The 23970-nt window shown below is 74.3% G+C and carries 18 protein-coding genes and 1 pseudogene; 4 read left to right on the forward strand and 15 right to left on the reverse strand.

Features of this window, described 5'->3' with window-relative positions; genetic code table 11:
* Positions 1 to 40 precede the first annotated feature (40 nt).
* The 7 genes from shc to ABGB16_RS16625 all read right to left on the reverse strand — a co-directional run bounded on the left by shc (position 41) and on the right by ABGB16_RS16625 (position 9083).
* A complete protein-coding gene (gene shc, locus ABGB16_RS16595) occupies positions 41 to 1993 on the reverse strand; it encodes a squalene--hopene cyclase (RefSeq protein WP_347668958.1) in 1953 nt (650 codons plus the stop codon).
* Positions 1993 to 3000 (reverse strand): polyprenyl synthetase family protein, encoded by a 1008-nt coding sequence (locus tag ABGB16_RS16600; protein ID WP_347668959.1) that lies wholly within the window; start codon positions 2998 to 3000, stop codon positions 1993 to 1995. Before ABGB16_RS16600 ends, shc begins: the two co-directional genes overlap by 1 nt.
* Positions 2997 to 4367, reverse strand: a complete 1371-nt coding sequence (hpnE, locus tag ABGB16_RS16605; RefSeq protein WP_347668960.1) for a hydroxysqualene dehydroxylase HpnE — start codon at positions 4365 to 4367, stop codon at positions 2997 to 2999. The genes ABGB16_RS16600 and hpnE overlap by 4 nt, the downstream gene beginning before the upstream one ends.
* Positions 4364 to 5230: a presqualene diphosphate synthase HpnD gene (gene hpnD, locus ABGB16_RS16610; RefSeq protein WP_347668961.1), complete on the reverse strand. Its 867-nt coding sequence runs from the start codon at positions 5228 to 5230 to the stop codon at positions 4364 to 4366. Before hpnD ends, hpnE begins: the two co-directional genes overlap by 4 nt.
* On the reverse strand, positions 5227 to 6084 hold the full coding sequence (gene hpnC / locus ABGB16_RS16615; protein WP_347668962.1) for a squalene synthase HpnC: 858 nt from the start codon (positions 6082 to 6084) through the stop codon (positions 5227 to 5229). Before hpnC ends, hpnD begins: the two co-directional genes overlap by 4 nt.
* A 137-nt stretch (positions 6085 to 6221) precedes the next feature.
* Positions 6222 to 6602, reverse strand: a complete 381-nt coding sequence (locus tag ABGB16_RS16620; RefSeq protein ID WP_347668963.1) for a DUF1622 domain-containing protein — start codon at positions 6600 to 6602, stop codon at positions 6222 to 6224.
* A gap of 255 nt (positions 6603 to 6857) precedes the next feature.
* A complete protein-coding gene (locus ABGB16_RS16625; RefSeq protein ID WP_347668964.1) occupies positions 6858 to 9083 on the reverse strand; it encodes a S8 family peptidase in 2226 nt (741 codons plus the stop codon).
* 490 nt (positions 9084 to 9573) lie between these two features.
* Here ABGB16_RS16625 and ABGB16_RS16630 point away from each other — a divergent pair, with 490 nt between their 5' ends.
* Complete coding sequence (locus tag ABGB16_RS16630; protein ID WP_347668965.1) at positions 9574 to 9888, forward strand: GNAT family N-acetyltransferase; 315 nt, start codon at positions 9574 to 9576, stop codon at positions 9886 to 9888.
* 289 nt (positions 9889 to 10177) lie between these two features.
* On the forward strand, positions 10178 to 11770 hold the full coding sequence (locus ABGB16_RS16635) for a GMC family oxidoreductase N-terminal domain-containing protein (RefSeq protein WP_347668966.1): 1593 nt from the start codon (positions 10178 to 10180) through the stop codon (positions 11768 to 11770).
* Positions 11771 to 11852: 82 nt separating this feature from the next.
* Here the strand turns inward: ABGB16_RS16635 and ABGB16_RS16640 are convergent, their stop codons facing one another.
* The 4 genes from ABGB16_RS16640 to ABGB16_RS16655 form a co-directional block, all read right to left on the reverse strand.
* The gene (locus tag ABGB16_RS16640; RefSeq protein ID WP_347668967.1) at positions 11853 to 12968 is read right to left on the reverse strand and encodes an enolase C-terminal domain-like protein; all 1116 of its coding nucleotides are present in this window, start codon (positions 12966 to 12968) and stop codon (positions 11853 to 11855) included.
* The gene (locus tag ABGB16_RS16645) at positions 12937 to 16029 is read right to left on the reverse strand and encodes an FAD-linked oxidase C-terminal domain-containing protein (RefSeq protein WP_347668987.1); all 3093 of its coding nucleotides are present in this window, start codon (positions 16027 to 16029) and stop codon (positions 12937 to 12939) included. Before ABGB16_RS16645 ends, ABGB16_RS16640 begins: the two co-directional genes overlap by 32 nt.
* Before the next feature lie 56 nt (positions 16030 to 16085).
* Positions 16086 to 17852, reverse strand: coding sequence for a thiamine pyrophosphate-dependent enzyme (locus tag ABGB16_RS16650; protein WP_347668968.1), 1767 nt, complete (start codon positions 17850 to 17852; stop codon positions 16086 to 16088).
* A 222-nt stretch (positions 17853 to 18074) separates the two neighbouring features.
* Positions 18075 to 18257, reverse strand: a complete 183-nt coding sequence (locus ABGB16_RS16655; RefSeq protein WP_347668969.1) for a hypothetical protein — start codon at positions 18255 to 18257, stop codon at positions 18075 to 18077.
* Positions 18258 to 18494: 237 nt separating this feature from the next.
* Here ABGB16_RS16655 and ABGB16_RS16660 point away from each other — a divergent pair, with 237 nt between their 5' ends.
* Positions 18495 to 19781: an erythromycin esterase family protein gene (locus ABGB16_RS16660; protein ID WP_347668970.1), complete on the forward strand. Its 1287-nt coding sequence runs from the start codon at positions 18495 to 18497 to the stop codon at positions 19779 to 19781.
* Positions 19782 to 19803: 22 nt separating this feature from the next.
* Entirely contained in the window at positions 19804 to 20307 is a 504-nt protein-coding gene (locus ABGB16_RS16665) for an N-acetyltransferase family protein (protein ID WP_347668971.1), read from the forward strand.
* Between the two features lie 91 nt (positions 20308 to 20398).
* On the opposite strand, the gene ABGB16_RS16670 is transcribed toward ABGB16_RS16665, so the two are convergent.
* The 4 genes and pseudogenes from ABGB16_RS16670 to ABGB16_RS16685 form a co-directional block, all read right to left on the reverse strand.
* Positions 20399 to 21001: an LUD domain-containing protein gene (locus ABGB16_RS16670; RefSeq protein ID WP_347668972.1), complete on the reverse strand. Its 603-nt coding sequence runs from the start codon at positions 20999 to 21001 to the stop codon at positions 20399 to 20401.
* Positions 20998 to 22407 carry a lactate utilization protein B gene (locus tag ABGB16_RS16675; RefSeq protein WP_347668988.1) on the reverse strand — a complete coding sequence of 470 codons (1410 nt, stop codon included), beginning with the start codon at positions 22405 to 22407 and terminating at the stop codon, positions 20998 to 21000. Before ABGB16_RS16675 ends, ABGB16_RS16670 begins: the two co-directional genes overlap by 4 nt.
* Before the next feature lie 17 nt (positions 22408 to 22424).
* Positions 22425 to 23198, reverse strand: a complete 774-nt coding sequence (locus ABGB16_RS16680; protein ID WP_347668973.1) for a (Fe-S)-binding protein — start codon at positions 23196 to 23198, stop codon at positions 22425 to 22427.
* Between the two features lie 2 nt (positions 23199 to 23200).
* A pseudogene (locus ABGB16_RS16685) lies at positions 23201 to 23794 on the reverse strand (FGGY-family carbohydrate kinase); the annotation flags it as partial.
* Positions 23795 to 23970 lie beyond the last annotated feature (176 nt).

The following is a 23970-nucleotide window of genomic DNA, read 5'->3' on the forward strand; positions in this document are numbered from 1 at the left end:
GGTGCGTACAGCGTCCAGGACGGATGGTCCTCCGCTGCGCTCACGCCAACACCTCGGCGTCGAGGCCGGTGGCGCGGGCGTCCAGGATGCGGCCGAGCGCGCTGATCGGGAAGACCAGCCGGTACAGGCCGTAGTTGATGTAGAAGTCGCCGGGGAAGCCCGTCCCGGTGTACTGGGGCTCGTCCCAGCCGCCGTCGGGGCGCTGCGTGGCGACCAGCCAGGCCACCCCGCGGGACGCCGGCTCCCCCGCGCCGTGGCCGGCCGCGTGCAGGGCGAGCAGCGCCCAGGCGGTCTGCGAGGCGGTGGACTCGCCGCAGCCGACCCAGGCCGGGTCCCGGTAGGAGCGCAGATCCTCGCCCCACCCGCCGTCGGGGTTCTGGTGCGCGAGCAGCCAGTCGACGGCCCGGCGGATCGCCGGGTGGCCGGGCCGCAGACCGGCGGCCACCAGCGCGGGCACCACGGCCCCCGTGCCGTAGACGTGGTTGGCCCCCCAGCGACCGAACCAGGACCCGTCCGGCTCCTGCGCCCGCAGCAGCCAGGCCACGGCGCGGCGTACCGGCACCGTGTCGGCGAAGTTCTCCGCCGCCAGCGCCTCGACGATGTGCGCGGTCACGTCGGCGCTCGGCGGGTCGATGACCTCGCCGAAGTCGCAGAACGGCAGGTCGGCGAGCACCGCCCGGGTGTTGTCGGCGTCGAACGCGGCCCAGCCGCCGTCGCGGCACTGCATGCCGAGCAGCCAGCGGGTGGCGCGCAGCACGGCGGCGTCGGCCGGCACGTCGGTACGCCGCAACGCCATGATCACCTCGGCGGTGTCGTCGGTGTCGGCGTACCCGTCGTTGTCGAACTCGAACGCCCAGCCGCCGACCGGGGTGTGCGGCCGGCGTACGGCCCAGTCGCCGCGGACCTGGATCTCCTCGTCGAGCAGCCAGGCGCCGGCCCGGACCAGGGCGGGGTGCCCGGCCGGCAGCCCCGCGTCGGACAGCGCGGTGACGGCCAGCGCGGTGTCCCAGACCGGCGACTGGCACGCCTCCAGCCAGCGCACCGGACCGTCCGGGGTCTGCTGGCGCACCGTGAACCGCTCCAGTCCGGCCAGGCCGGCCCGCAGGACCGGGTGGTCCAGCGGGTAGCCGAGCAGGTGCAGCGCCATCAGCGAGTACACCCACGGCGGCTGGATCCCGCCCCAGGACCCGTCGGCCTCCTGACGGGCCACGATCCACTCGGCGGCCCGGCGCAACGCGTTGCGGCGCAGCGGGCCGCGGGCGACCCGCTCGTAGCCGGCGGCGAGCCGGTCGAGGCGGTGCAGCACGCCGGCCCGGGTGCGCAGCCGGGGCGGCCGGGGCGGCGCGGCCGCGACGCGCAGCTCGTCGACGGTGAAGCCGAGGTCGCGCACCGGGCGCAGCGCGCGGACGACGGACAGCGGGACGATGGTCTGCCGGGCCCAGCAGGCGAAGTCGTAGACGTTGAACGGCATCCAGGACGGCAGCAGCACCAGCTCGGGGGGCACGGCGGGCAGCCGGTGCCAGGGCCAGTGGCCGAACAGGGCCAGCCAGAAGCGGGTGAACACCCGGCTGGCGGCCAGCCCGCCGTGGGCGCGGACGAACGCGGCGGCCGACGCCATGTGCGGCGCGTCGGGCGCGTCGCCGGCCAGCCGCAGCGCCAGGTACGCCTCGACGGTGGTGGACAGGTCGCCCGGGCCGCCGTGGAAGGTGGCCCACGCGCCGTCGGGCCGCTGCTGGGAGCGGATCCAGCGCGCGGACTCGGCGGTCTGCTCGGCGGTCCGGATGCCCAGGAACTGCCGCAGCAGCAGGTCCTCGGCGTCCATGGTGACGTTGGTGGCCAGGTCCCCCTTCCACCAGCCGGCGGCGTCCTGCAGGCCGAGCAGGTGGTCACTGGCGCGGCGCAGCGCCGCCCGGGCGGCGTCGGACGGGGTCACGGCGGCGGGCGGGGCCTCGACGACGGACCCGGTCGGCTTCGGCGAGAGCAGTTCGGTCATCAGTGATCCCGTCCGGTGATGAAGGTGGCGATGTCCGCGAGTTCCCGGCGTACGTGCTCGGGCAGGTCCAGTTCGGCCAGCTCCGCCCGGGCCCGCTCGGTCTCCCGCGCCGCCCGCCGCCGCGTCCAGTCGCGGGCCCCGCTCGCCTCGACCAGCCCGGTCGCGCGGGCCACGTCGTCGTCGGTCAGCGGCGCCGGTGACCGGTACAGCTCCGCCAGGTCACCGGCGGCGCTGCCGCCGCCCGTCAGCGCCCGCACCACGGGGATGCTGCGTTTGCGGGCCCGCAGGTCGGAGCCGACGGGTTTGCCGGTGCGCCGCGGGTCGCCCCAGATGCCGAGCAGGTCGTCGACGAGCTGGAAGGCCAGCCCGAGGTGGAAGCCGAACCGGGACAGCCCGTCGACCAGCCCCGGCGGCCCGCCGCACAGCAGCGCCCCGAGCGCGCACGAGCCGGCCAGCAGCGCGGCCGTCTTGTTGCCGGCCATGCCAAGGCACTCGTCGAGCGTGACGTCGTCGCGGCGTTCGAATTCCAGGTCGGCGGCCTGCCCGCAGATCAGGGCCCGCACGTCGACGGCGAGCCGGCGCACCGCCGCGCCGCCGCCGGGAGCCTCGGCGAGCGCCTCGTGGGCCAGCCCGATCAGGGCGTCCCCGGCGAGGACGGCCGGGCCGACCCCGAACACGGTCCAGGCGGTGGGTCGGTGGCGGCGCTCGGTGTCGCCGTCCATCACGTCGTCGTGCAGCAACGAGAAGTTGTGCGCCAGTTCCACCGCGGCGGCGGCCGGCACGCCGGCCCCGGGTTCGGCGCCGGTGGCCTGGGCCGACAACAGCGCCAGCGCCGGACGCAGTCCCTTGCCCTGGCAGGCCGCCGGTGTGCCGTCGGCGTTCCAGTAGCCCAGCTGGTAGCCGGCGACGAGGCGGTTGGCCGGGTCCAGCCGGTCCAGCAGCGCCCGGATGGCCGGTTCCACGTGGGTGGCGACCAGGGTGGTGCTGTCGCTGCGGGCGATGGTCATCGTGCGGCCTCCGTGTGGTGTCGGGGCCGGGACGCGAGCTGGCGGGCGACGACGTCGGCGGCCTGCTGGCCGCTGCGCACCGCGCCCTCCATCGTGTCCGGCCAGCCCGTGTCGGTCCATGCGCCGGCGAGTACCAGCCCGGGCAGGCCGGTGGCCGTGGCCGGCCGGTACGCCCGGGTGCCGGGTGCCTGCCGGAAGGTGGCCCGCGGCTCCCGGGTGACGAACGCGTCGCGTAGCGGGGTGTGCCGCGCGGCGGGGAACAGCGCGGCGAGCGCCGCGCGTTGGGTCGCCACCAGCTCGGCGGTGGGCCGCTCGAGCTCGGCGTCGGCGGCGGACAGGGACACCACCACGTACTGGCCGTCCTCCGGGTCCGGCCGCGTGAAGATCCACTGCGCCGGGGACTCCACGGCGGCGGCCATGGTCAGCCCGGTGATCGGGCGGGCGTAGCGCAGGTGCACGTTGACGATCGGCGCCGCGCCGAGGCGGTGCCAGTCGCCGGCGGCGGGCGCGGCGGCCGGCGGGACCAGCGCGGCTGCGACCTGGTGCGGCACGGCCAGGACGACGGCGTCGGCGGCGATCTCGCCGGCGTCGGTGCCGACGCGGAAGCCGACGGGTTCGGGGTGGATCCACCGGACGCGGGCGCGGATGTGCACCCGGGCGCCGAGCCGGTCCAGCAGCCGTCGGGCCGGGGCGGCGTGCAGGTCGGTCAGCGGGACCAGCGGCCGTCCGATGTCGCCGGCGTCCGCGGCCTCCAGCAGCCCGGTCCGGAACACCCGGGCGGCCAGCGCCAGCGACGCACGGGCGCTGGGCAGGTTCAGCGCGGCCACCGTCACCAGGTCCCAGAACCGACGCACGGCGCGGGCGTCCTGGCCGTGGTCGGCGAGCCAGTCGCCGAAGCTGCGCGCGTCGGTCTCGGGCAGGTCGGGGTCGACGTGCCGCAGCGCGGCGGCGGCCCGCAGGGCGGCGAGCCGCTGCGCGGGGGCGAGCGGCCGGTAGCCGGCCAGCGCGGGCAGCAGGTGCGCCGGCGCCGGCAGGCGGCGGCGGGTCAGCAGGTGCGGGGGCCGCCCCGGCAGCAGCACCGGCACCGCGAACCGCGGCTGCACCCGGGTGCCGGCGGTGGTGCCGAGCCGGTCCAGGAGGCCGCGGTAGGCGTCGTAGCAGCGGAGGAAGACGTGTTGGCCGGTGTCGACGGTCAGCCCGCCGCGGCGGAAGGAGTAGGTCGCTCCGCCGAGTTCCGGGCGGCTCTCCAGCAGCGTCACCGGCAGGCGCAGGTCGGCCAGGCGGATCGCGGCGGCGATGCCGGCCAGGCCGCCGCCGATGACGCACACGCTGCCGGCTCCGCCCGGCGGCGGGCCCGGGGCGCTCATCCGGTGCGCCCGACGAGGGCGCGTGCGGCGACCCAGGCCTTCTCCCGCCCGGGCAGCGACACCCGGCTGTGGGTGACGGCGAGGGGGTCCGCCGCGATCCGGTCGAGCAGCCGGCGGTAGATGCCGGCCATCGCGGCGGTGCAGGCCGCGCTGCGCCGGTCCAGCAGGGGCAGCAGCCGCAGCCCGGTGTCGTACCACTGCGCGGCCCGGCGCGCCTCGAAGCGTACGAGCGCGATCAGCCGGTCGGGCGGGTCGGCGAAGCGGGTGCCGTCGAGCCGTAGGGAACACCCGAACCGGTCCAGGTCCTCGGCCGGCAGGTAGGTCCGCCCGGCGGCCCGGTCCTCGAGCAGGTCGCGCAGGATGTTGGTCAGTTGCAGCGCCACGCCCAGCGCGTCGGCCAGGGGCTGGGCCCGGCCGGGGTCGGCGGCGCCGAACACGCCGAGGGACAGCCGGCCGATGGACCCGGCCACGCATCGGCAGTACCAGTGCAGTTCGTCGAAGGTGGCGTACGCGCGGCCGGTCACGTCGGCGGCGCACCCGTCGACGAGTTCGTCGAACGCCGCGAGCGGGATCGGCATCCGGGCGGCGGCGTCGGCGAGCGCGGTGAGCACCGGGTCCCGGCCGTCGCCGGGCAGCACGTGCAGCTCGGTGCGGGTCCGCTCCAGGCGGTCGAGCTTCTCGTCCGGCGGCAGGGTGCCGTCGCCGATGTCGTCGATGCGCCGGGCGGTGGCGTAGATGGCCGAGAGGGCGCGGCGCTTCGCCGGTGGCAGCAGCCGGATGCCGTACGCGAAGTTGGCGGCCCGGCTGCGGGTGATCTGCTCGCAGCGCCGGTAGGCCGTGTCGACGTCGCAGGTCGCGGTCATCCGGCGCTCCTCACGGTGGCGGACAGCCAACGCAGCAGGACGCGCCGGCCCCGGGGGCGGACGGTGGTCCGCAGCGGGTCGTGGTCGGCCGCGGCCAGCGCGTCGAGGGTGGCCCGGCCGCCGGCCAGGTAGCCGCCCACCGCGAGCCGCGCCCAGCCGTGCAGGGCCGAGACGAGCGGGGCGCCGGCGTCGAGCCACGCCCGGGCCCGCTCCGCGGAGAACTCGACCAGTTCCCGAAGCTGGCGCCCGGCTGTGGGGCGGGCGAGGTCGGCCTCGGTGACGCCGAACCGGGCCATGTCCTCCGCCGGCAGGTAGACCCGGCCGCGGCGGTGGTCCTCGGCCACGTCCTGCAGGTGCTCGACGATCTGCAGCGCCGTGCAGACCCGGTCGGACAGCGCGATCCGCGCCGGGCTGTCCTGCCCGAAGACGCGCAGGACCAGTTCGCCGACGGGGTTGGCCGACAGGGTGCAGTACTCGACCAGCTGGTCGAAGGTGGCGTAGCGGGTCACCCGCTGGTCGACCCGGTTCGCCTCGACCAGCCGGACGAGCGCGTCGAGGGGCAGCCGGCACTCGGCCACGGTGGGGACGAGGACGCGGACCGCCGGGTGGGTCACCCGGCGGCCGGCGTAGAGCAGGCGAAGCTCGGCCTCGACCTCGTCGAGGGCGGCGAGCCGGTCGGTCGGGGCGGGCAGGGCCTCGTCGCCGAGGTCGTCGACCTGACGGGCGTAGGCGTAGAGCGCGAGCAGGTGGCGGCGGTACCGGCGGGGCAGGATCCGCAACGCGACCGGGAAGTTCTCCCGTGTCCGGGCCTGCTCGACCCGGCGCGCCGGAACGACGGCCGCGCTGTGGCTCATGTGCGTTTCCTTCCTGCCGGGCACGGGGCCGCCGGTGTCTGCTCGTCCGGGCACCCCCAGAACCAGCGCGAATTCACCTTAACCAGCCTGTTCCGCTGCAATTCTGCGATTCGCGCCAAATCCCCTGACCCGGGCGGTCAGCGCGGCGGCCCCGCCCTGGTGTCCGCCGGTGCGGGCCTCCTCGGCTGCCACGGCCAGCGCCCGTCGAGTTCAACCTCGAGCGAGAAGCTGAGGAAGGTCCGCACCAGGACGATCAACGCCAGCACGCCGACGCTGCGGAAGCTCGGGGCGACCGCCACGGTCCGGATGATGTCGCCGCCGACGAGCAGCTCCAGGCCGAGCAGGATGGCCCGGCCCACCGCCTGCCGGTACGGACGGTAGAGGTCGACGACGCGGCGGGTACGCCAGCAGCGGTACAGGAAAAGGGCGGAGGCGCCGGCGACGCCGACGGCGATGACCAGTACGCCCGTGAGATCCAACAGCGTCCCGACGCGCTCGATGAACACCCTGGTCGGCACGCTGTCGCCTCCGGCCCGCGCTGTCGCCCGGCCCGGCCCCGTTCCTGGGCCGGGTCTCCTCCACCATCGCGTACCGCCGCCGGGCGCGGGCGGCGTTCCGGGCTTCCCGCGAAACCGGGCCGGCCGGGAGGCGACTGGTGGCCCGGCGCCGGCCCGGCCCGGCGAGACGAGGCGAGGCGAGGCGAAGGTGCCACGGCAGAGGCCGGGGCCCCGACGTCAGGTCGGGGCCCGGCTGGTCGGTCCGCGGTCGGCGGATCAGAGGTTGAGCGTCCAGCTGTTGATGTAGCCGGTGTCCGCGGTGGCCGCGTCCTGGACCCGCAGGGTCCAGGTGCCGTTGCGGGCCTCCGAGGAGAGGTCGACCGTGTACGTCTGGTTGATGTTGTCGGTGCCGCCGCCGGCGCGGTTGTGCAGGACGTACGCGCTGCCGTCCGGGGCGACCAGGGTGACCACCAGGTCACCGATGTAGGTGTGCACGATGTTCACCGCGACGGTGCTGGTCGCCGAGGCGTTGCCGGAGCAGCCGCTGATGGCGATGGTGCTGTTCACCGTGCTGTTGTCCGGGATCGTCACGTCGGTGCCGTTGGTGCCGGTGCAGCCGGGCGTGCCGCCGCCGGTCAGGTTCAGCGTCCAGCTGTTGATGTAGCCGGTGTCCCCGCCGGCGGCGTCCTGGACCCGCAGCTTCCAGGTGCCGTTGGCGACCTCGCTGGACAGGTTCACCGTGAACGTCTGGTTGATGTTGTCGGCGGCGCCGCCGGCCCGGTTGTGCAGGACGTACCCGGTGCCGTCCGGCGCCACCAGGGTGACCACCAGGTCACCGATGTAGGTGTGCACGATGTCCACCGCGACGGTGCTGGTCGCCGAGGCGTTGCCGGAGCAGCCCGAGATGGTGATCGAGCTCTCCACGGTGGTGTTGTCGGAGATGGTGACGTCCGTGCCGTTGGTCTGCGAGCAGCCGGGCGGGCCGTTGACCGTCAGCGTGTACGACGTGGTGTTGGTGGTCACGGTGCCCCGACCGGTGATGGTCACCGCGTAGGTGCCCGGGGCGGTGCTGCCGGTGGTGCTGATCGTCAGGGCGGCCGAGCTGCCGGAGGTGACCGACGACGGGCTGAAGGTCGCGGTCGCGCCGGTGGGCAGGCCGCTGGCGCTGAGGCTCACCGTCTGCGGGCTGCCGATGGTGGTGGTGGTGCCGACCGTCGCGGTGACGGAGCTGCCCGGGTTGACCGAGCCGGAGTTCGGCGACACGCTGATCGAGAAGTCCTGCGTCGGCGGGACGATGTTGCCGACGTAGAGCAGCTTGTTCGGCGAGCCGGCGCCGGGGTTGGTCACGACGCCGTTGGTGGCGTCGTTGACGAGCTTGTCGCGCACCTGCTGCGGCGTGTACGACGGGCTGGCGGTGAGCACCAGGGCCGCCGCGCCGGCGACGTGCGGGCTGGCCATCGACGTGCCGCTGATGGTGTTGGTGGCGCTGTCGCTGGTGTACCAGGCCGAGGTGATCCCCGAGCCCGGCGCGAAGATGTCCAGGCAGGTGCCGATGTTGGAGTAGCTGGCCCGGGCGTCGTTGCTCTCGGTGGCCCCGACGGTGATCGCGTTGGGGGTGCTGGCCGGGGACTTGCCGCAGGCGTCCGAGGCGGACTCGTTGCCGGCGGCGACGGCGTAGGTCACGCCGTCGGCGATCGACCTGGTCACCGCGTCGTTGGTGGCCTGGTCGAAGCCGCCGCCGAGGCTCATGTTCGCCACCGCGGGCTGGCCGGCGGCGTGGTCGCCGGTGACCCAGTCGATGCCGGCGATGACCTGGGCGTAGCTGCCGCTGCCGCCGCAGTCGAGCACCCGGACGCCGACCAGGTTGACGGTCTTGGCCACGCCGTAGCTGGTGCCGCCGACCGTGCCGGCCACGTGGGTGCCGTGCCCGTTGCAGTCGTCCGCGGCGCCGCCGTCGATGGCGTCGAAGCCGCTCACCGCGCGACCGCCGAAGTCGCTGTGCGAGAAGCGGATGCCGGTGTCGATGATGTACGCCTTCACGCCCGAGCCGGTGTTCGGGTAGGTGTAGGAGCTGTTCAGGGGCAGGTTGCGCTGGTCGATCCGGTCCAGGCCCCAGGAGGGCGTCGGCGACTGCGTGCCGGAGAGCGTCACGGTGTGGTTCTGCTGGACGTACTTCACCGACGGGTCGGCCGCCAGCCGCCTGGCCTGCGCCGCCGACATCCGCGCCTCGAAGCCGCGCAGGGCGTTCTGGTACGTCCGCTTGACCACGCCGCCGTGCCGACCGACCAGCGTCTTGGCGTTGGCGGCGACGGCGCTGCCGGCCACGCCGTCGTCGAGCACCACGATGTACGAGTCGGTGACCGCGGTCGGGCCGCCGGCGCGGAGGATCTGCCCCTCGGCGGGCGCGGCAAAGGCGGGCGTGGCGAACGCCGCGGCGGCCACGGCCGCGGCGGCCACGGCCGCGACGCGCCAGTGGCGCCCGGATGATCGTGCGAGCCTCATCTACCCTGTCTCCCTCTGTTACCTGATCGTGCGCGCATGGCGCATCAATCGATGAGTGTTGCAACAGTGACGCGATCCTAGGCCGACGCCGGTCGATTGTAGAGATATATGATTCTCGATCAATTTCCCGTATGCTGGGCAGTTCCATCAATCCCCGCCGCAGTCTCCACCGGAAGCCGGGGGCAAAGGTTTCGGGCGGTTGACAGTCTCGAAACATCGACCGCGGAGGGATTTGTCCCGCAGCCGGCCGTGCCGCCGCGCCCGCCCGACCCGCGGGGTCGAGCTTTTGCGCGTACAGGCGGCATTTCGAGTGACGCCGGCAGATCTGCCGCGCCGCCCACCCATCCGCCCTCTCGGGAAATAGCCGACCAGCCACGCGGAAAGGCGAAGAAGACGGGCGACATCCCAGAAAAACGCCCGTTCACGGGAGCGGACGGGCCTGCCCAGGGCCGGTCGCGGACACCCGTGGCCGGGACAGTTCCCGGCGTGGTTGGATGGCGGTGTGCAGTTGACTGCGACAGACGCCCCGGAGCGGGAGCGGTTCGAGGCGCGGGACGAGACCGGCGCCGTCGCCGGGGTGGTCACCTACCAGCTGACCGGCGCCATCATCGTCTACACCCACACCGAGGTCGACCCGGCGTACGAGGGCAAGGGGGTCGGCTCGGCCCTGGCCCGCGCGGTGCTGGACGACGCCCGCGCCCGGCGCCGGGCCGTCGTGCCGGTCTGCCCGTTCCTCGCCGACTGGCTGACCCGGCACCCCGAGTACGACGACATCGTCGCCAGGTCGACCCGCAAGGTCAAATAGCTGCCGGCGAGCTGGACGGGGACCGGCTCGCCGCCCTGCTCGACCACGCCCCCGTGGTCGCCGCGCCGACCTGCCCGAGAGCGGGCGCCGACCCGCCCCGGCGCGCCGACCTGCCGCCCGCCACCGCATGACGGACGCCGGTCGCGGAGATCCCGGCGGTCGTCGGGTCTCCGCGACCGGAGACGGCGGCCGTTCACCGGGCACACGCGGCGGCACGCCCACCTTCTCCGATAGGTGACCGACGAACTACGGTGTGTGCGACGTTCGTGCCCGTGGACGGGAGTGCCTCGTGGAGGAGTTCGACTACATCGTGGTCGGTGCCGGCTCTGCCGGATGCGTGCTGGCCAACCGGTTGACCGAGGATCGCCGCACCAGGGTGCTGCTGATCGAGGCCGGCGGTTGGGACCGCAGCCCGTTCGTCCGTATCCCCAAGGGTTTCAGCCGCCTGATGGACGACCGGCGCACCGCCTGGCACTACCCGGCGCAGGCCGGGCCGGGCCACGAGGAGGTCTGGCAGCGCGGCCGGCTGGTCGGCGGGTCGAGCTCGATCAACGGCATGGTGTACGGCCGCGGTGACCGCCCCGACTGGGACGAGCTGGAACGCCTCGGCAACCCCGGCTGGGGGTGGGACACGATGCTGCCGATCTTCAAGCGGCTGGAGGACAACCCGCTCGGCGCCTCCGACATGCGCGGGGCCGGCGGACCACTGCGGCTGTCCACCGCGACCGGCACCGATGAGCTGTGCGAGGACGCGATCGCCGCCGGGGAGCAGCTGGGCTGGCGCCGGGCGGACGACCTGAACGACGGCGACGACGAGCGGATCGGCTATGTCATGGCGACCATCCGCGACGGGCGCCGCAGCAGCGCGGCCGACGCCTTCCTGCACCCGGTCCGGGACCGGCCCAACCTGACCGTCGCCGTGGACACCCTCGTGCTGCGGATCCTCCTGGACGGCGGCCGGGCGGTCGGGGTACGCGCCCGGCGGCAGGGGCGGACGGTCGACTACGCCGCCGCCGCCGAGGTCGTCCTCGCCGCCGGCGCGCTCGCCACCCCGCAGTTGCTGCAGCTCTCCGGCATCGGGCCGGCCGACACGCTGCGCCGCGCCGGGGTGGACGTGCTGCTCGACCGCCCCCGGGTGGGCGCCGGCCTGCGGGAGCACCGGGCGGTGCCGACGCAGTTCCGGCTGGCCGCCAGGGGCGGCTACAACCACGTGCTCGGCAGCCCGCTCGGCCAGGCGCGGGCCGCGCTGCGCTACCTGCTGACCCGCCGCGGGCTGCTCGCCCTGCCGGTGCACGACGTCGGGGCGTACGTCCGGTCCGACCCGCAGGCCGAGCGTCCCGACACGACGCTGCTGGTCGCGCCGTTCTCGGCGGCCCCACGGCGTCCGGGACGCGCGCTGGAGCTGGAGACCGAGCCGGGGCTGATGGCCCTGGCCACGGTGACCCGGCCGGACAGCGAGGGCAGCCTGGCCATCACGTCCGCGGACCCGGAGGCGCCGCCGCGCGTCGTCGCCAACTACTTCGACACCGCGCACGACCGGCGGGTCATGGTGGCCGCCCTCCGCCGGGTGCGGGAGCTGTTAGCCACCGGGCCGATCGCGAAGCGGATCTCGGCGGAGACCCTGCCCGGGCCCGAGGTGCAGGACGACGACGAGATCGTCGACGCGGCGGTACGGCTCGGCTACTGCGGCTACCACGCGGTCGGCACCTGCGCGATGGGCCCGGACGACGAGTCGGTGGTGGACCCGCGGCTGCGGGTGCGGGGCGTGGACGCGCTGCGGGTCGTCGACGCCTCCGTGCTGCCGCTGCTGGTCTCCGGTTACCTCAACGCCCCGGTGATGGCGCTCGCCTGGCGGGCCGCCGACCTGATCCGCGCGGCCTGATCCCGGCCCGGCCTGGTGCGGGGCGCCGCGAGGGCACCTTCGTGCGCTACTCCGCCGCCGACACCCACGTGCGGGCGGCGCCTCAACGCACCCGGTACGCCTCGGCCTCGGCCGCGCGCAGCTCCAGCCCGTTGCCCGGCCGGTCCAGCGGCACGGGCGCGGCGCCCCCCGTCGCCGGCACCGCCCCGTCGAACAGCATCGACTCGATGCGGACGTGGTCGTGGAACCACTCCAGGTGCCGCAGGTTCGGCGTCGCCGCGGCGACCGCCAGGTGCTGGTGCGGGGCGCAGTGCGCGGAGACCTCCAGCCCGGCCGCCGCGGCCACCGCCGCCGCCCGGAGGAACTCGGTGATCCCGCCGCAGCGGGTGACGTCGATCTGGAGGCAGTCGACGTACGGGGCCATCCGGTGGAAGTAGGCGAGGTCGAAGCCGTACTCGCCGGCCGCCACGTCGGGCAGCACCTGGTCGCGGACCAGCCCGAGGCCGGCGAGGTCGTCGGAGCTGACCGGCTCCTCGTACCAGCGCACGTCGAGGTCGACGGCGGCCCGGGCCACCCGGATCGCCTGTTTGCGCTGGTAGGCGCCGTTGGCGTCGACGTACAGCTCGGCGGCGTCGCCGATCGTGCGCCGCGCCGCGGCCATCCGGGCCAGGTCGCGCGGCACCTCGGTCCCGCAGGACCCACCAATCTTGATCTTGACGCGGGGGATGCCCTGGTCGTGCACCCAGGCGGACAGCTGCCCGTGCTGCCGCTGCGCGTCGTACGTGGTGAACCCGCCGCTGCCGTACACCGGGACCCGTCGGCGGGCCGTGCCGAGCAGTCGGGCCAGCGGCAGCCCGTGCCGGCGGGCCTTGAGGTCCCACACGGCGCAGTCGGCGGCCGACAGCGCGAGGCCGGCGATCCCGGGCCGGCCGGCGTTGCGCAGCCGCCGCCGCATGCTGGACCAGGCGGCGGGCACGTCGTCCGGGTCGAGGTCGGTGACCACGGGGGCGAGCAGGTCCGTCACGACCGGGACGACGGCGGCCGGCCCGTACGTCCAGCCGATCCCGTCGTGCCCGTCGGCCTCCGCGCGGACCAGCACCATCGTGGTGTCGGTCCAGGCGAGGGTGCCGTCGCCCTCCGGCGCGTCGGTCGGCACCCGGTACGCGGCGGCGCTCAACCGCACGGCGTCACCGGCCCGGCGCCGCACGCCGCCGTCCACCGCGCCAGCGGGCGGCCAGCGCGGCGACGGGCGCGAGCGCGGTCGCGCCGACGAGGCCGGCGGCGAGCAGCCGCGCGGCCCGGGACGGCGGCTCGGGGCGTTCGGCCCACCGCCGTTCGGGTCGGCCGGTCACCGGCTCGCCGCGCAGGCCGGCGCGGAGCAGTTCGGCGAGGTGGATCGCCGTGCGACCGCCGGCGGCGCCCTGCTCGACCTGGGTCCGGCAGCTGAACCCGTCGGCGAGGACGACGTCGGTCTCGGCGGCGCCGCGTACGGCCGGCAGCAGCACGCGTTCGGCGCACGCCTCGGAGACCTCGTAGTGCCCCTGTTCGAAACCGAAGTTCCCGGCCAGGCCGCAGCAGCCGGAGTCGAGGAACTCGGCGCGCACCCCGGCGGCCCGCAGCACCTCCTGGTCGGCGGCGGTGCCGAGGATCGCGTGCTGGTGGCAGTGGGTCTGGATCAGCGCGCGCGCCGGCGGGGCGGGCGGCCGCCAGCCGGGGGTGTGGTCGCGCAGCAGCTCGGCCAGGGTGACGGTCTGCTCCCGCAGCTTGTCGACGTCCCGGTCGTCGGGGAACAGCTCGCGGGCGTCGCTGCGGAAGACGGCCGTGCAGCTCGGCTCCAGCCCCACCACCGGCGTGCCGGCGCGCAGGAACGGGCGCAGCACCGTCAGGGTGCGCCGCAGCACCCGCTTGGCCGTCCCGAGCTGTCCGGTGGAGATCCAGGTCAGCCCGCAGCAGACCGGCTGCGCCGGGACGCGGACCCGCCAGCCGGCCGCCTCCAACACCTCGACGGCCGCCCGGGCGACGCCAGGGTGGAAGTGGTTGGTGAACGTGTCCGGCCACAGCAGCACCTCGCCGCGCGCCCCGGTCCCGCCCGGCGTGCGACGGGCGAACCAGCGCTGGAAGGACTCGGTGGCGAAGAGCGGGATGTCCCGGCGCCGGTCGATCCCGCCGGCCACCTTGGCGATCCGGCTGAGCCCGGGCGCGTGCGCCAGGGCGTTGACCGCCCGCGGCGCGTACGCGGCGGCCACGGCCGCCGCCGGCAGCCAGCCCATAGAGTAGTGCGCGCGGGGGCGCAACCGGCCCCGGTAGTGGTGGGACAGGAACTCCGCCTTGTAGGTGGCCATGTCGACGTTGACCGGACAGTCGGCCTTGCAGCCCTTGCAGGCCAGGCAGAGGTCCAGGGCGTCGTGCACGGCCTCGGAGCGCCAGCCGTCGCCGATGACGCCGCCCCGGGCGGTGCCGTCGAGCATCTCGAACAGCAGCCGGGCGCGCCCGCGGGTGGCGTGCTTCTCCTCCCGGGTGACCATGTAGGACGGGCACATCACCCCGCCGTGCTCCCGCCGGCACCTGCCGACGCCGACGCAGCGCAGCACGGCCCGGCCGAAACTGCCGGAGTCGTCGGGGTAGCGGAAGTGCGTTTCCACGTCACCGTGGTTGTATTCGACGCCGAGCCGCAGGTGGCTGTCCAGCGGGTACGGGGCGACCAGCTTACCCGGGTTCATCCGGTCGTCGGGGTCGAAGATGGCCTTGAACTGCCCGAACGCGCGGATCAGCCGGTCGCCGTACATCTTCGCCAGCAGTTCGCCGCGGGCCTGCCCGTCGCCGTGCTCGCCCGAGAAGGAACCGCCGTAGGAGACCACCAGGTCCGCGGCGCGCTCCACGAAGGAGCGGAACTGGCGCACGCCGTCGGCCGTCGTCAGCTGGAACGGGATGCGGGTGTGCACGCAGCCCTGCCCGAAGTGCCCGTACAGCGACGCCTGCTCGAAGCCGTACTCGTGGAAGAGGCGGTCGAGGTCGCGCAGGTAGTCGCCGAGCCGCTCCGGGGCGACCGCCGAGTCCTCCCAGCCCTCCCAGGTGTCGGGCTCGCCGGGCACCCGGGCGGTGGCCCCGAGCCCGGACTCGCGGACCGCCCACATCTGCTCCTCGTCCGCCTCGTCGTCGAACCGGTGCACGACCGGGCCACCGTCGCGGCGCAGGGCCTCGATCATCCGGTCGGCGGCGGCGTCCGCCTCGGCGACGGTGCCGCCGCCGAACTGCACCATCAGCCAGCCGCCACCGGGGGGCAGCTTGTGCAGGGCCTCCGGGTGCAGGTGCTTGCGCTTCTCGAAGTTGATCAGCTTGTCGTCGAGGCCCTCCAGGGCGATCGGGCCGTACGGCAGGATCCGGGGAACGTCGTCGCCGGCCGCGGCGATGTCGGGGTACGCCAGGAACACCAGCGACTTGGCCGGCACCACCGGCATCAGCCGCAGCCGCGCCCGCAGCACGGTGACCAGTGTGCCCTCGGAGCCGACGAGCGCCTGCGCAAGGTGGAAGTTCTTCTCCGGCAGCAGGCTGTCGAGGTTGTAGCCGGAGACCCGGCGCGGGATGTGGGGGTAGCGACCGCGGATCGGGTCGGCGTACTCGTCGCGCAGCGCCCGCAGCCGGCGGTACAGGTCAGCCTCGCGGCCGCCGCGCCGCTGGATCTCCGCGTACCGCTCGTCGGTGGTCTCGCCGACCCACATGCGGGTGCCGTCGTAGAGCAGCACCTCCAGCTCCACGACGTTGTCGACGACCTTGCCGCTGCGCTGCGCGGTCGACCCGCACGAGTTGTTGCCGATCATCCCGCCGATCGTGCAGTTCTCGTGGGTGGACGGGCGGGGGCCGAACTCCAGCCACTGGGGGGCCAGCAGCTCGTTGAGGGTGTCGAGCACGATCCCCGGCTCGACGAGGCAGGTGCGCGCCCGCTGGTCGACCTCCAGCAGCCGGTGGCAGTACTTCGACCAGTCGATCACCACCGCGACGTTGGTGACCTGCCCGCCGAGGCTGGTGCCGCCGCCGCGGGACAGCACGGGCGCCCCGTGCCGCCGGCAGACGGCCACGGCGGCCGCGCCCGCGTCGACCGTACGGGGCACCACCAGGCCCAGCGGCACCTGCCGGTAGTTGGAGCCGCCGGTGGAGTACGCCGCCCGGGAGCCGGCGTCGAAGCGGACCTCCCCGTCGACCTCGGCGCGCAGGTCGGCGGCCAGCGCCGTAAGGTCGACGTCGCGCGCCGGCTCCGGTGGCCGCAGGACCGGATCGGGCAGCGACGCCCGGCTCGCGGTCGAGACCGCCCCGCGCGCCGGATCACCGTCGCGGCGGCTCACGACCGCAGCTCGTTGATCTTGTCGCGGGCGACGGACGCCAGGGTGGCGACCTTGTGCGGCTGGCCGCGCAGGAACGCCTCGGTGAAGTGCTGCGCCTGCTCGTACCGGACCTTGCCGGGCATGGGCGGCTCGTTCGGGTTGACGTCGCAGTCCACCAGCGCCGGACCGGGGTGCGCCAGCGCCTCGCGGATCGCCCCCGGCAGCGCCTTCGGGTCGGTGACCTTGGCGCCGTAGCCGCCGCAGGCCCGCGCCCACGCGGCGAAGTCGGCCTCGGGCTGGCGGTGCCGCACGGCGTACTCGGGGTAGCCGAGGACGATCTGCTCCCAGAGGATCTGCCCGTACGAGTTGTTGTTGTTGATGACGACTTTGATCGGCAGCTCGTGCCGCACGGCGGTGAGGAACTCGGCCATCAGCATGGCGAACCCGCCGTCGCCGACGAAGGCGATGACCTGCCGGCCCGGGTACGCCCGCTGCATGGCGATGGCGTACGGCAGGCCCGGGGCCATGGTGGCCAGGTTGCCGGAGAGGTAGAACTCGCGGCCGCCGCGGATGGTCCAGTGCCGGGCCGCCCAGGTGGCGATGGTGCCGGAGTCGCAGGTCAGGATGGCGTCGGAGGTGGCCGCCGCGTCCACGCAGCTCATCAGGTACTGCGGGGCGATCGGGTGGCGGCCCGGGTCCTGCAGCGAGACCATCTCCGTGCGCCAGGCGTCGTGCGCGCGCTGGTACTTCTCCAGGAACGACCGGTCCGAACGGCTCTGGAGCATCGGCAGGAGCTGCTGCAACGCCAGCCGGGCGTCGGCGGTCACCGCCGCGTCCACCGGCAGTCGCAGGCCGACCAGGCTGGGGTCGACGTCGATCTGCACCACCCGCGCCTGCCCGGGGGAGGGCAGATACTTCCCGTACGGGAAGGACGTGCCGACCATCAGGAGGGTGTCGCACTCCTCCATCAGCTCCTCGCTCGGCCGGGTGCCGAGCAGGCCGAGGCCGCCGGTGGTGAGCGGGTGGTCGTCGGGCACCACCATCTTGCCGGGCAGCGTCTTGACGACGGGGCTGGCCAGCTTCTCGGCCACGGCGAGCACCTCGTCGCGGGCGCCGCGCGCGCCGACGCCGACCAGCATGGCGACCTTCGTGCCGGCGTTGAGCACCTGCGCGGCCCGGGCCAGGTCGTCCTGGCCCGCCGGGGCCGGGGGCTGCGACAGCACCGGGCTGCTCATCGGCGGCTCCCCCGGGCTGACGTGCCGGTACGGGTCCGCGCCGGCCGCGGCGACCTGGACGTCGTTGGGAAAGCTGAGGTGCGACACGGTGCGCTTGGCCAGGGCGTTGCGGACGGCGATGTCGACCACCCCGGGCACCTGCTGCGGGTTGGTCACCATCAGGTTGTAGTCGGCCACGTCGTGGTACAGCAGCGGGGTGTGCACCTCCTGCTGGTAGCGCGACCCGAGCACCGAGGTCTCCTGCATGCCCGTGATCGCCAGCACGGGCGTGTGGTCGAGCTTGGCGTCGTACAGGCCGTTGAGCAGGTGGATGGCCCCCGGGCCGGAGGTCGCGACGCAGACGCCGAGCCGGCCGGTGGCCTTGGCGTAGCCGGTGGCCATGAAGGCGGCCGCCTCCTCGTGGTGCACCAGCACGAAGGTCAGCTTCTCCCGCTGCCGGCGGAAGCCCTCCATCAGGCCGTTGATGCCGTCCCCGGGCAGCCCGAAGACGGTGTCGACGCCCCAGGCCACCAGTCTCCGGGCCAGGCTCTCCCCCACGATCTCCTGCACGTCAGCCTCCTGATCCCGGCGTTCCGCCCGCCTCGGTCCGTCCCGGCCGGCCTCGCAGCCGCACCGGTTCCGGAGGGCGGCAGGCAGATCCTATTAGCGGCAAAAGTCCCGCTAGACCGTTTCGGCCGGACACCCGCACGATCGTGGCGACGCCGGCCCGCTGCCCGCCCCCGCGGCCCCCGGCCCGAACCCGACCCGTCACCCGCCACCCAGAGCGCGCCGTCAGCCACGCCGGGTCGCCCGCAGCACCAGGAAGCCGACGGCGGCCCCCGCCGCCGCCGCGACGAGGCTGCGCACGGTGACCGCCGAGCGCAGCCTCGTGAGCCCCTGCCGGGGATCGACCATCGCCCCGGCCACGTTGCCGGCCGCGCTGACGGCCATGTCGCCGATCCGGCCCCTGTTCATGGCTGCGCCGCCTTCCGCCCGCCCGCTGGACGTCGGCGGCTACCCACCCGGCAGCGATGCAAACGGGCGGCACGGCCGGCGTCACCCGGTGGTGCGCGGTCGACCGCCCCGCATGGCGGCACCGCTGCCGGGTAAGCCACCCCGTGTCGACCCGGCCGGGCCCGCTGCGCGTGCGCGTGGGGCCGCCCGACCGACCTCGGCGACACGGACCGGCAGCCGACGTACCGGGAGTGAGCGATGGGACGCTACGACGACGAGGTGACCGGGCTCGCGGCGCCGCTGGCCGACCCCGGTGACCTGGACGTGCTGCTGGACCGGGTGGGCGACGCCCGCGTGGTCATGCTGGGCGAGGCGAGCCACGGCACGCACGAGTTCTACACCTGGCGGGCGGCGATCAGCCGGCGACTGATCGAGGAGAAGGGCTTCTCGTTCGTCGCGGTCGAGGGCGACTGGCCGGACTGCGACCGGGTCGACCGCAGCGTACGCTGCCTGCCCGGCGCGCCGGAGGACCCGCGCGAGGCCCTGGCCACGTTCGAGCGGTGGCCGACGTGGATGTGGGCCAACGAGGAGGTCGTCGACTTCACCCGCTGGCTGCGCGTACGCAACAGCCGGGTGGACGAGCCCGCCCGCGCGGGCTTCCACGGGCTGGACGTGTACTCGCTGTGGGAGTCGCTGCGCGAGATCCTCGTCCACCTGCGCGAGCACGACCCGGAGCAGGTGCCGGCGGCGCTCGCCGCCTACCGCTGCTTCCAGCCCTACTCCGAGGACGCGCAGCAGTACGCGCTGGCGACCCGGCTGGTGCCGAACAACTGCGAGAACGAGGTGGTCGACCTGCTCGTCGGGCTGCGCGAGCGGGCCGCGGCCGACGGCGCCGGGTTCTTCGGCGCGTGGCAGAACGCCGAGGTCGTCGCCGGCGCCGAGCGCTACTACCGGACGATGGTGCGCGGCGGCCGGGAGTCCTGGAACGTCCGCGACCGGCACATGGACGACACCCTCGACCGGCTCCTGGCGCACTACGGGCCCGGCGCGAAGGGGATCGTCTGGGCGCACAACACCCACGTCGGCGACGCGCGGGCCACCGACATGGCCGACGCGGGCGAGGTCAACATCGGCCAGCTCGCCCGGGAACGGTACGGCGCGGAGCAGGTCGTCCTGGTCGGCTTCGGCACCCACCACGGCACCGTGGTCGCCGGCGACGCCTGGGGCGCGCCGATGGAGGTGATGCCGGTGCCGCCGGGCCGGCGACACTCCCTGGAGGAGGTGCTGCACGGCGCCGCGCCGGCGCAGGCCCTGTTCGTGTTCCCCCGCGACGGCCGCCCCGACCTGCTCACCGACGAGCTCGACCACCGGGCGATCGGCGTGGTCTACCACCCGGAGCGGGAGCGCTGGGGCAACTACGTGCCCACCGTGCTCGGCGAGCGGTACGACGCCTTCTGCTGGGTCGACGAGTCCCAGGCCGTACGGCCGTTGCGCGTGCGCCCCGCGAGCCTCGCCGAGCCGGAGACGTACCCGTCGGGCGTCTGACCCCGGACCGTAGCCTGCGGGAATGCGTACGCAGGGGATCACCGTGGTGCCGATGGCCGACTGGCACGCCGAGGCCGTCCTCGACATCTACCGGCAGGGCATCGCCGGCGGCGACGCCACCTTCGAGACCAGTCCGCCGGGCTGGGAGGACTTCACCGCCCGCCGGCTGCCGGGCCACCGCCACGTCGCCGTCGACGACCGGGACCGGGTGCTGGGCTGGATCGCCTGCACCGCCGTGTCCGACCGCGGCGTCTACGCGGGGGTCGTCGAGCACTCCGTCTACGTCCGTCCCGACGCGCAGGGGCGAGGCATCGGCCGGGCGCTGCTGCGGGCGCTGATCGCGTCCACCGAGGCGGCCGGCATCTGGACCATCCAGTCCGGCATCTTCCCCGAGAACACCGCCAGCATCGCCCTGCACCACGCCTGCGGGTTCCGTACCGTCGGCGTCCGCCACCGCCTCGGCCGGCACCACGGCAGGTGGCGCGACGTGGTGCTGCTCGAACGCCGCAGCCCCACCGTCGCCTGACCCCTCGACGATCATGGGGTTGACGGCGTTCTTGATCTCCAAAGCCACCGTCAACTCCATGATCACCAGTGGCGGCCGGTCCGGGTCGGGTTCACGCCGTGATGATCACGTGCAGGTTCCGGGGGCCGTGGACCCCCTCGACCCGGTCGAGTTCGATGTCGCTGGTGGCAGACGGTCCGCTGATCCAGGTCAGCGGCCGGCGCGGGTCGACCCGGGCGAGGGCGTCCGGCACGGTGCCGACGACCTGATCGGCGCGCAGCACGCACACGTGCGTGTCGGGCAGCAGCGTGATGATCCGGCGGCCCTGGTCCGGGGCCCCGTCGAGCACGATGGTGCCGGTCTCGGCGACGGCCACCGCTGCCGCTGTGACGACCCCGTCCACGGCGGCGATCGTCCCTGGGGGGAGGTTTTCGTCCGGCACCGCGCTGACGCTGTCGGGCAGCCACTGCGGGGGCAGACCGGGTGGCACCACGACCCGCCGGCCCCCGAACACCTCGTCGACGACGCCGGCGACGTGGGCGGCGTCGCACCGGTGCACGGTGGCCCGGTAGTCGGTGAGGCGGTCCACGAGCACGTCGAGGTCGCCGGCGACGGAGCCGGCGGGCCGGTAATGTCGGGGCACCTCGACCGGCACCGGCCGAGGCTCGCCGAGAGCGGCCCGGAGGCGGCGGAGGATGAGCTCACGGGTGGTCACCGCTCCGCCCACCACTGACGGAAGGTCTGCGGCGGTGCGGCTGGAATGTCGCGGCTCGCCGTCCAGCCGCTCAGTGGCGGTGGCAGGCCGCCGCCGCGCGGGCCGGCGAGCCGGCTCAGCCTCGCGGCGCGTTGCGCGGCGGCGTACAGGCGCGGATGGTCCAGGGTGTACGCGGCGGCGGCCATCGCGATCGCCTCGCTGCGCGGGTGGGGGGCCTTGCCGCGGAGGTGGACCAGCAGCTCCGGAATGTTGATCTTCACGGGGCAGGCGTCGTAGCAGGCACCGCAGAGCGACGACGCGTAGGGCAGGGAGGCGTTGTCCGCCACCCCGGTGAGCTGCGGGGAGAGCACCGCGCCGATGGGTCCGGGGTAGACCGAGCCGTAGGCGTGCCCGCCGGTGCGCTCGTAGACCGGGCAGACGTTGAGGCAGGCGGAGCAGCGGATGCAGTGCAGCGCCTGCCGGCCGACGGGGTCGGCCAAGACCGCGCTGCGGCCGTTGTCCAGCAGCACCAGGTGCACCTGCTGCGGCCCGTCACCGGGCGTGACCCCGGTCCACATCGAGGTGTAGGGGTTCATCCGTTCCCCGGTGGAGGCCCGGGGCAGCAGTTGCAGGAACACGGCCAGGTCGTCCCAGGTCGGAATGACCTTCTCGATGCCCATCACCGTGATCAGGGTCTGCGGCAGCGTCAGGCACATCCGACCGTTTCCCTCGGACTCCACGACGGCGAGGGTGCCGGTCTCGGCCACGGCGAAGTTCGCCCCGGAGACCGCCACCTTCGTGCTGAGGAAGGTCCGCCGCAGGTGCCGCCGGGCCGCCGCGGCGAGGGCCGCCGGCTCGTCGGTCAGCCCGGGGTCGACGCCAGGCATCTCGCGCAGGAAGATCTCCCGGATCTCGGCCCGGTTGCGGTGGATGGCCGGCACCAGGATGTGACTCGGCTTGTCCTGTCCCAGCTGGACGATCAGCTCCGCCAGGTCGGTCTCGACCGGCTCGATCCCGGCCGCCTCAAGGGCCTCGTTCAGGCCGATCTCCTGGGTGGCCATCGACTTGACCTTCATCACCCGGTCCGCGCCCGCGGCCCGGACGAGGTCGGTGACGATCCGGTTGGCCTCCACCGCGTCGGCCGCCCAGTGCACCGTGCCGCCCGCGGCGGTCACCGCCGCCTCCAGCTGCTCCAGCAGCTCCGGCAGGCGGGCCATCGTGTCGGCCTTGATCGCCGATCCGGCCGCCCGCAGCTCCTGCCAGTCCGGCACCTCACCGATCACCGCGCCGGACCTGACCCGGATTGTCGTGGTCGCGTGGCGCAGGTTGCGGCGCAACTGCGCGTCGCCGAGGGCCCGGCGGGCCGCCGCGGGAAAGGACTCGTCGCCGCGCAGATGCCCGACCCCGCGCGGTGCCGTGACGGGCATGCCGAGGAACGTCCGCGTCACGGCCGTCCCCCCAGTCGCTCGCGCTCGCCGGCGGCCTCGCTGTGTTCCGTCGAGGCCAGGATCTCCGCCAGGTGCACCGTCCGCACCCCGGCCCGCAGCCGGGACAACCCGCCGCCGATGTGCATCAGACACGAGGAGTCCCCCGCCGTGCACACGTCCGCCCTCGTCGTCAACACGTTGCGCATCTTGTCCGCCAGCATCGCCGTCGAGGTGTCCGCGTTCTTCACCGCGAACGTCCCCCCGAAACCACAGCACTGCTCGGCCTGCGGCAACTCCACCAGGTCCAGGCCCCGCACCTCGCGCAGCAGCCGCAACGGCTTGTCCCCCACCCGGATCATCCGCAACGAATGACACGTCGGGTGGTACGTCACCCGGTGCGGGAAGTACGCCCCCACATCCGTCACCCCCAACACGTCCACCAGCAACTCCGACAGTTCGAACGTGCGCCGGGCCACCTCCTCCGCCCGACCCGCCAACCGCTCCTCCCCCGCCCGACGCGCCACCATCGCGTGCTGATGCCGCACCGACCCCACACACGACCCCGACGGAGCCACCACCACGTCGTACGGCGCGAAGACCCGCACATGCCGGCGGACCAGCCGCAGGGCGTCGTCCGGGTAGCCGGTGTTGACGTGCATCTGGCCGCAGCAGGTCTGATCCTCCGGGAACACCACCTCGTGACCGAGGCGCTCCAGCAGCCGAACCGTCGCCTTCGCCGCCTCGGGGAACAGCGTGTCGGCGAGGCAGGTGACGAACAGGGCGATGCGCATCCTCAGCCGCCCATCCGGTGCTCGGCGGCGCGCCATGCCGCCTCGTGGCCGCGCGGCTCGTACCGCACGAGGTGCTGGGTCTGGCGCAGCACGGCGCGCAGGGCTGCCAGGTCCCCGTCGAGGACACCGGCGGCGCGGGCCTGCACCAGGATGTTGCCGAGCGCGGTGGCCTCGACCGGCCCGGCGAGCACCGGCAACCCGCAGGCGTCGGCGGTGAGCTGGCACAGCAGTTCGTTGCGGGCGCCGCCGCCGACGACGTGCAGGGCGTCGACGGCCCGGCCGGAGAGCTGCTGCGCCTGGCGGACGGCGCGCCGGTGCGCCAGAGCCAGGCTGTCGACGATGCAGCGGACGATGGCAGCCGGGGTGGCCGGTACCGGCTCGCCGGCGCGCTGGCAGGCGTCCGCGGCACGCGCCGGCATGTCGCCGGGTGGCATGAACGCCGGGTCGTCCGGGTCCACGACGGACCGCAGCGCCGGTTCCCGGGCCGCACGCCGCAGCAGGTCGGGCAGGTCGGCGGTGCCCCGGGTACGCAGCGACTCCTGCAGCAGCCACAAGCCCATCACGTTGCGAAGGTAGCGGATGGTGCCGTCGACGCCGGACTCGTTTCTACCTCCCGTTTACCGTTAACGACGGACCGTAAACGGTTGACACACGATGGTCAAGAGCGCGAAACATTGCGGCGGGGCCTGGCCACCCGCTACGACAAGACGCCCGACAGCTATGTGGCAGGGCCCGGTTGGCTGGAGCCAGGCTGTGTCTGGCTTCATCCCGT

Source organism: Micromonospora sp. B11E3, assembly GCF_039871625.1.
Taxonomy (GTDB): Bacteria; Actinomycetota; Actinomycetes; order Mycobacteriales; family Micromonosporaceae; genus Micromonospora.

What these genes read in the sequence shown, in the direction of transcription:
- shc (WP_347668958.1), bottom strand. Translation starts at nt 1,993, where the DNA reads ATGACCGAACTGCTCTCGCCGAAGCCGACCGGGTCCGTCGTCGAGGCC.
- ABGB16_RS16600 (WP_347668959.1), bottom strand. Translation starts at nt 3,000, where the DNA reads ATGACCATCGCCCGCAGCGACAGCACCACCCTGGTCGCCACCCACGTG.
- hpnE (WP_347668960.1), bottom strand. Translation starts at nt 4,367, where the DNA reads ATGAGCGCCCCGGGCCCGCCGCCGGGCGGAGCCGGCAGCGTGTGCGTC.
- hpnD (WP_347668961.1), bottom strand. Translation starts at nt 5,230, where the DNA reads ATGACCGCGACCTGCGACGTCGACACGGCCTACCGGCGCTGCGAGCAG.
- hpnC (WP_347668962.1), bottom strand. Translation starts at nt 6,084, where the DNA reads ATGAGCCACAGCGCGGCCGTCGTTCCGGCGCGCCGGGTCGAGCAGGCC.
- ABGB16_RS16625 (WP_347668964.1), bottom strand. Translation starts at nt 9,083, where the DNA reads ATGAGGCTCGCACGATCATCCGGGCGCCACTGGCGCGTCGCGGCCGTG.
- ABGB16_RS16655 (WP_347668969.1), bottom strand. Translation starts at nt 18,257, where the DNA reads ATGAACAGGGGCCGGATCGGCGACATGGCCGTCAGCGCGGCCGGCAAC.
- ABGB16_RS16660 (WP_347668970.1), top strand. Translation starts at nt 18,495, where the DNA reads ATGGGACGCTACGACGACGAGGTGACCGGGCTCGCGGCGCCGCTGGCC.
- ABGB16_RS16665 (WP_347668971.1), top strand. Translation starts at nt 19,804, where the DNA reads ATGCGTACGCAGGGGATCACCGTGGTGCCGATGGCCGACTGGCACGCC.
- ABGB16_RS16675 (WP_347668988.1), bottom strand. Translation starts at nt 22,407, where the DNA reads ATGCCCGTCACGGCACCGCGCGGGGTCGGGCATCTGCGCGGCGACGAG.
- ABGB16_RS16680 (WP_347668973.1), bottom strand. Translation starts at nt 23,198, where the DNA reads ATGCGCATCGCCCTGTTCGTCACCTGCCTCGCCGACACGCTGTTCCCC.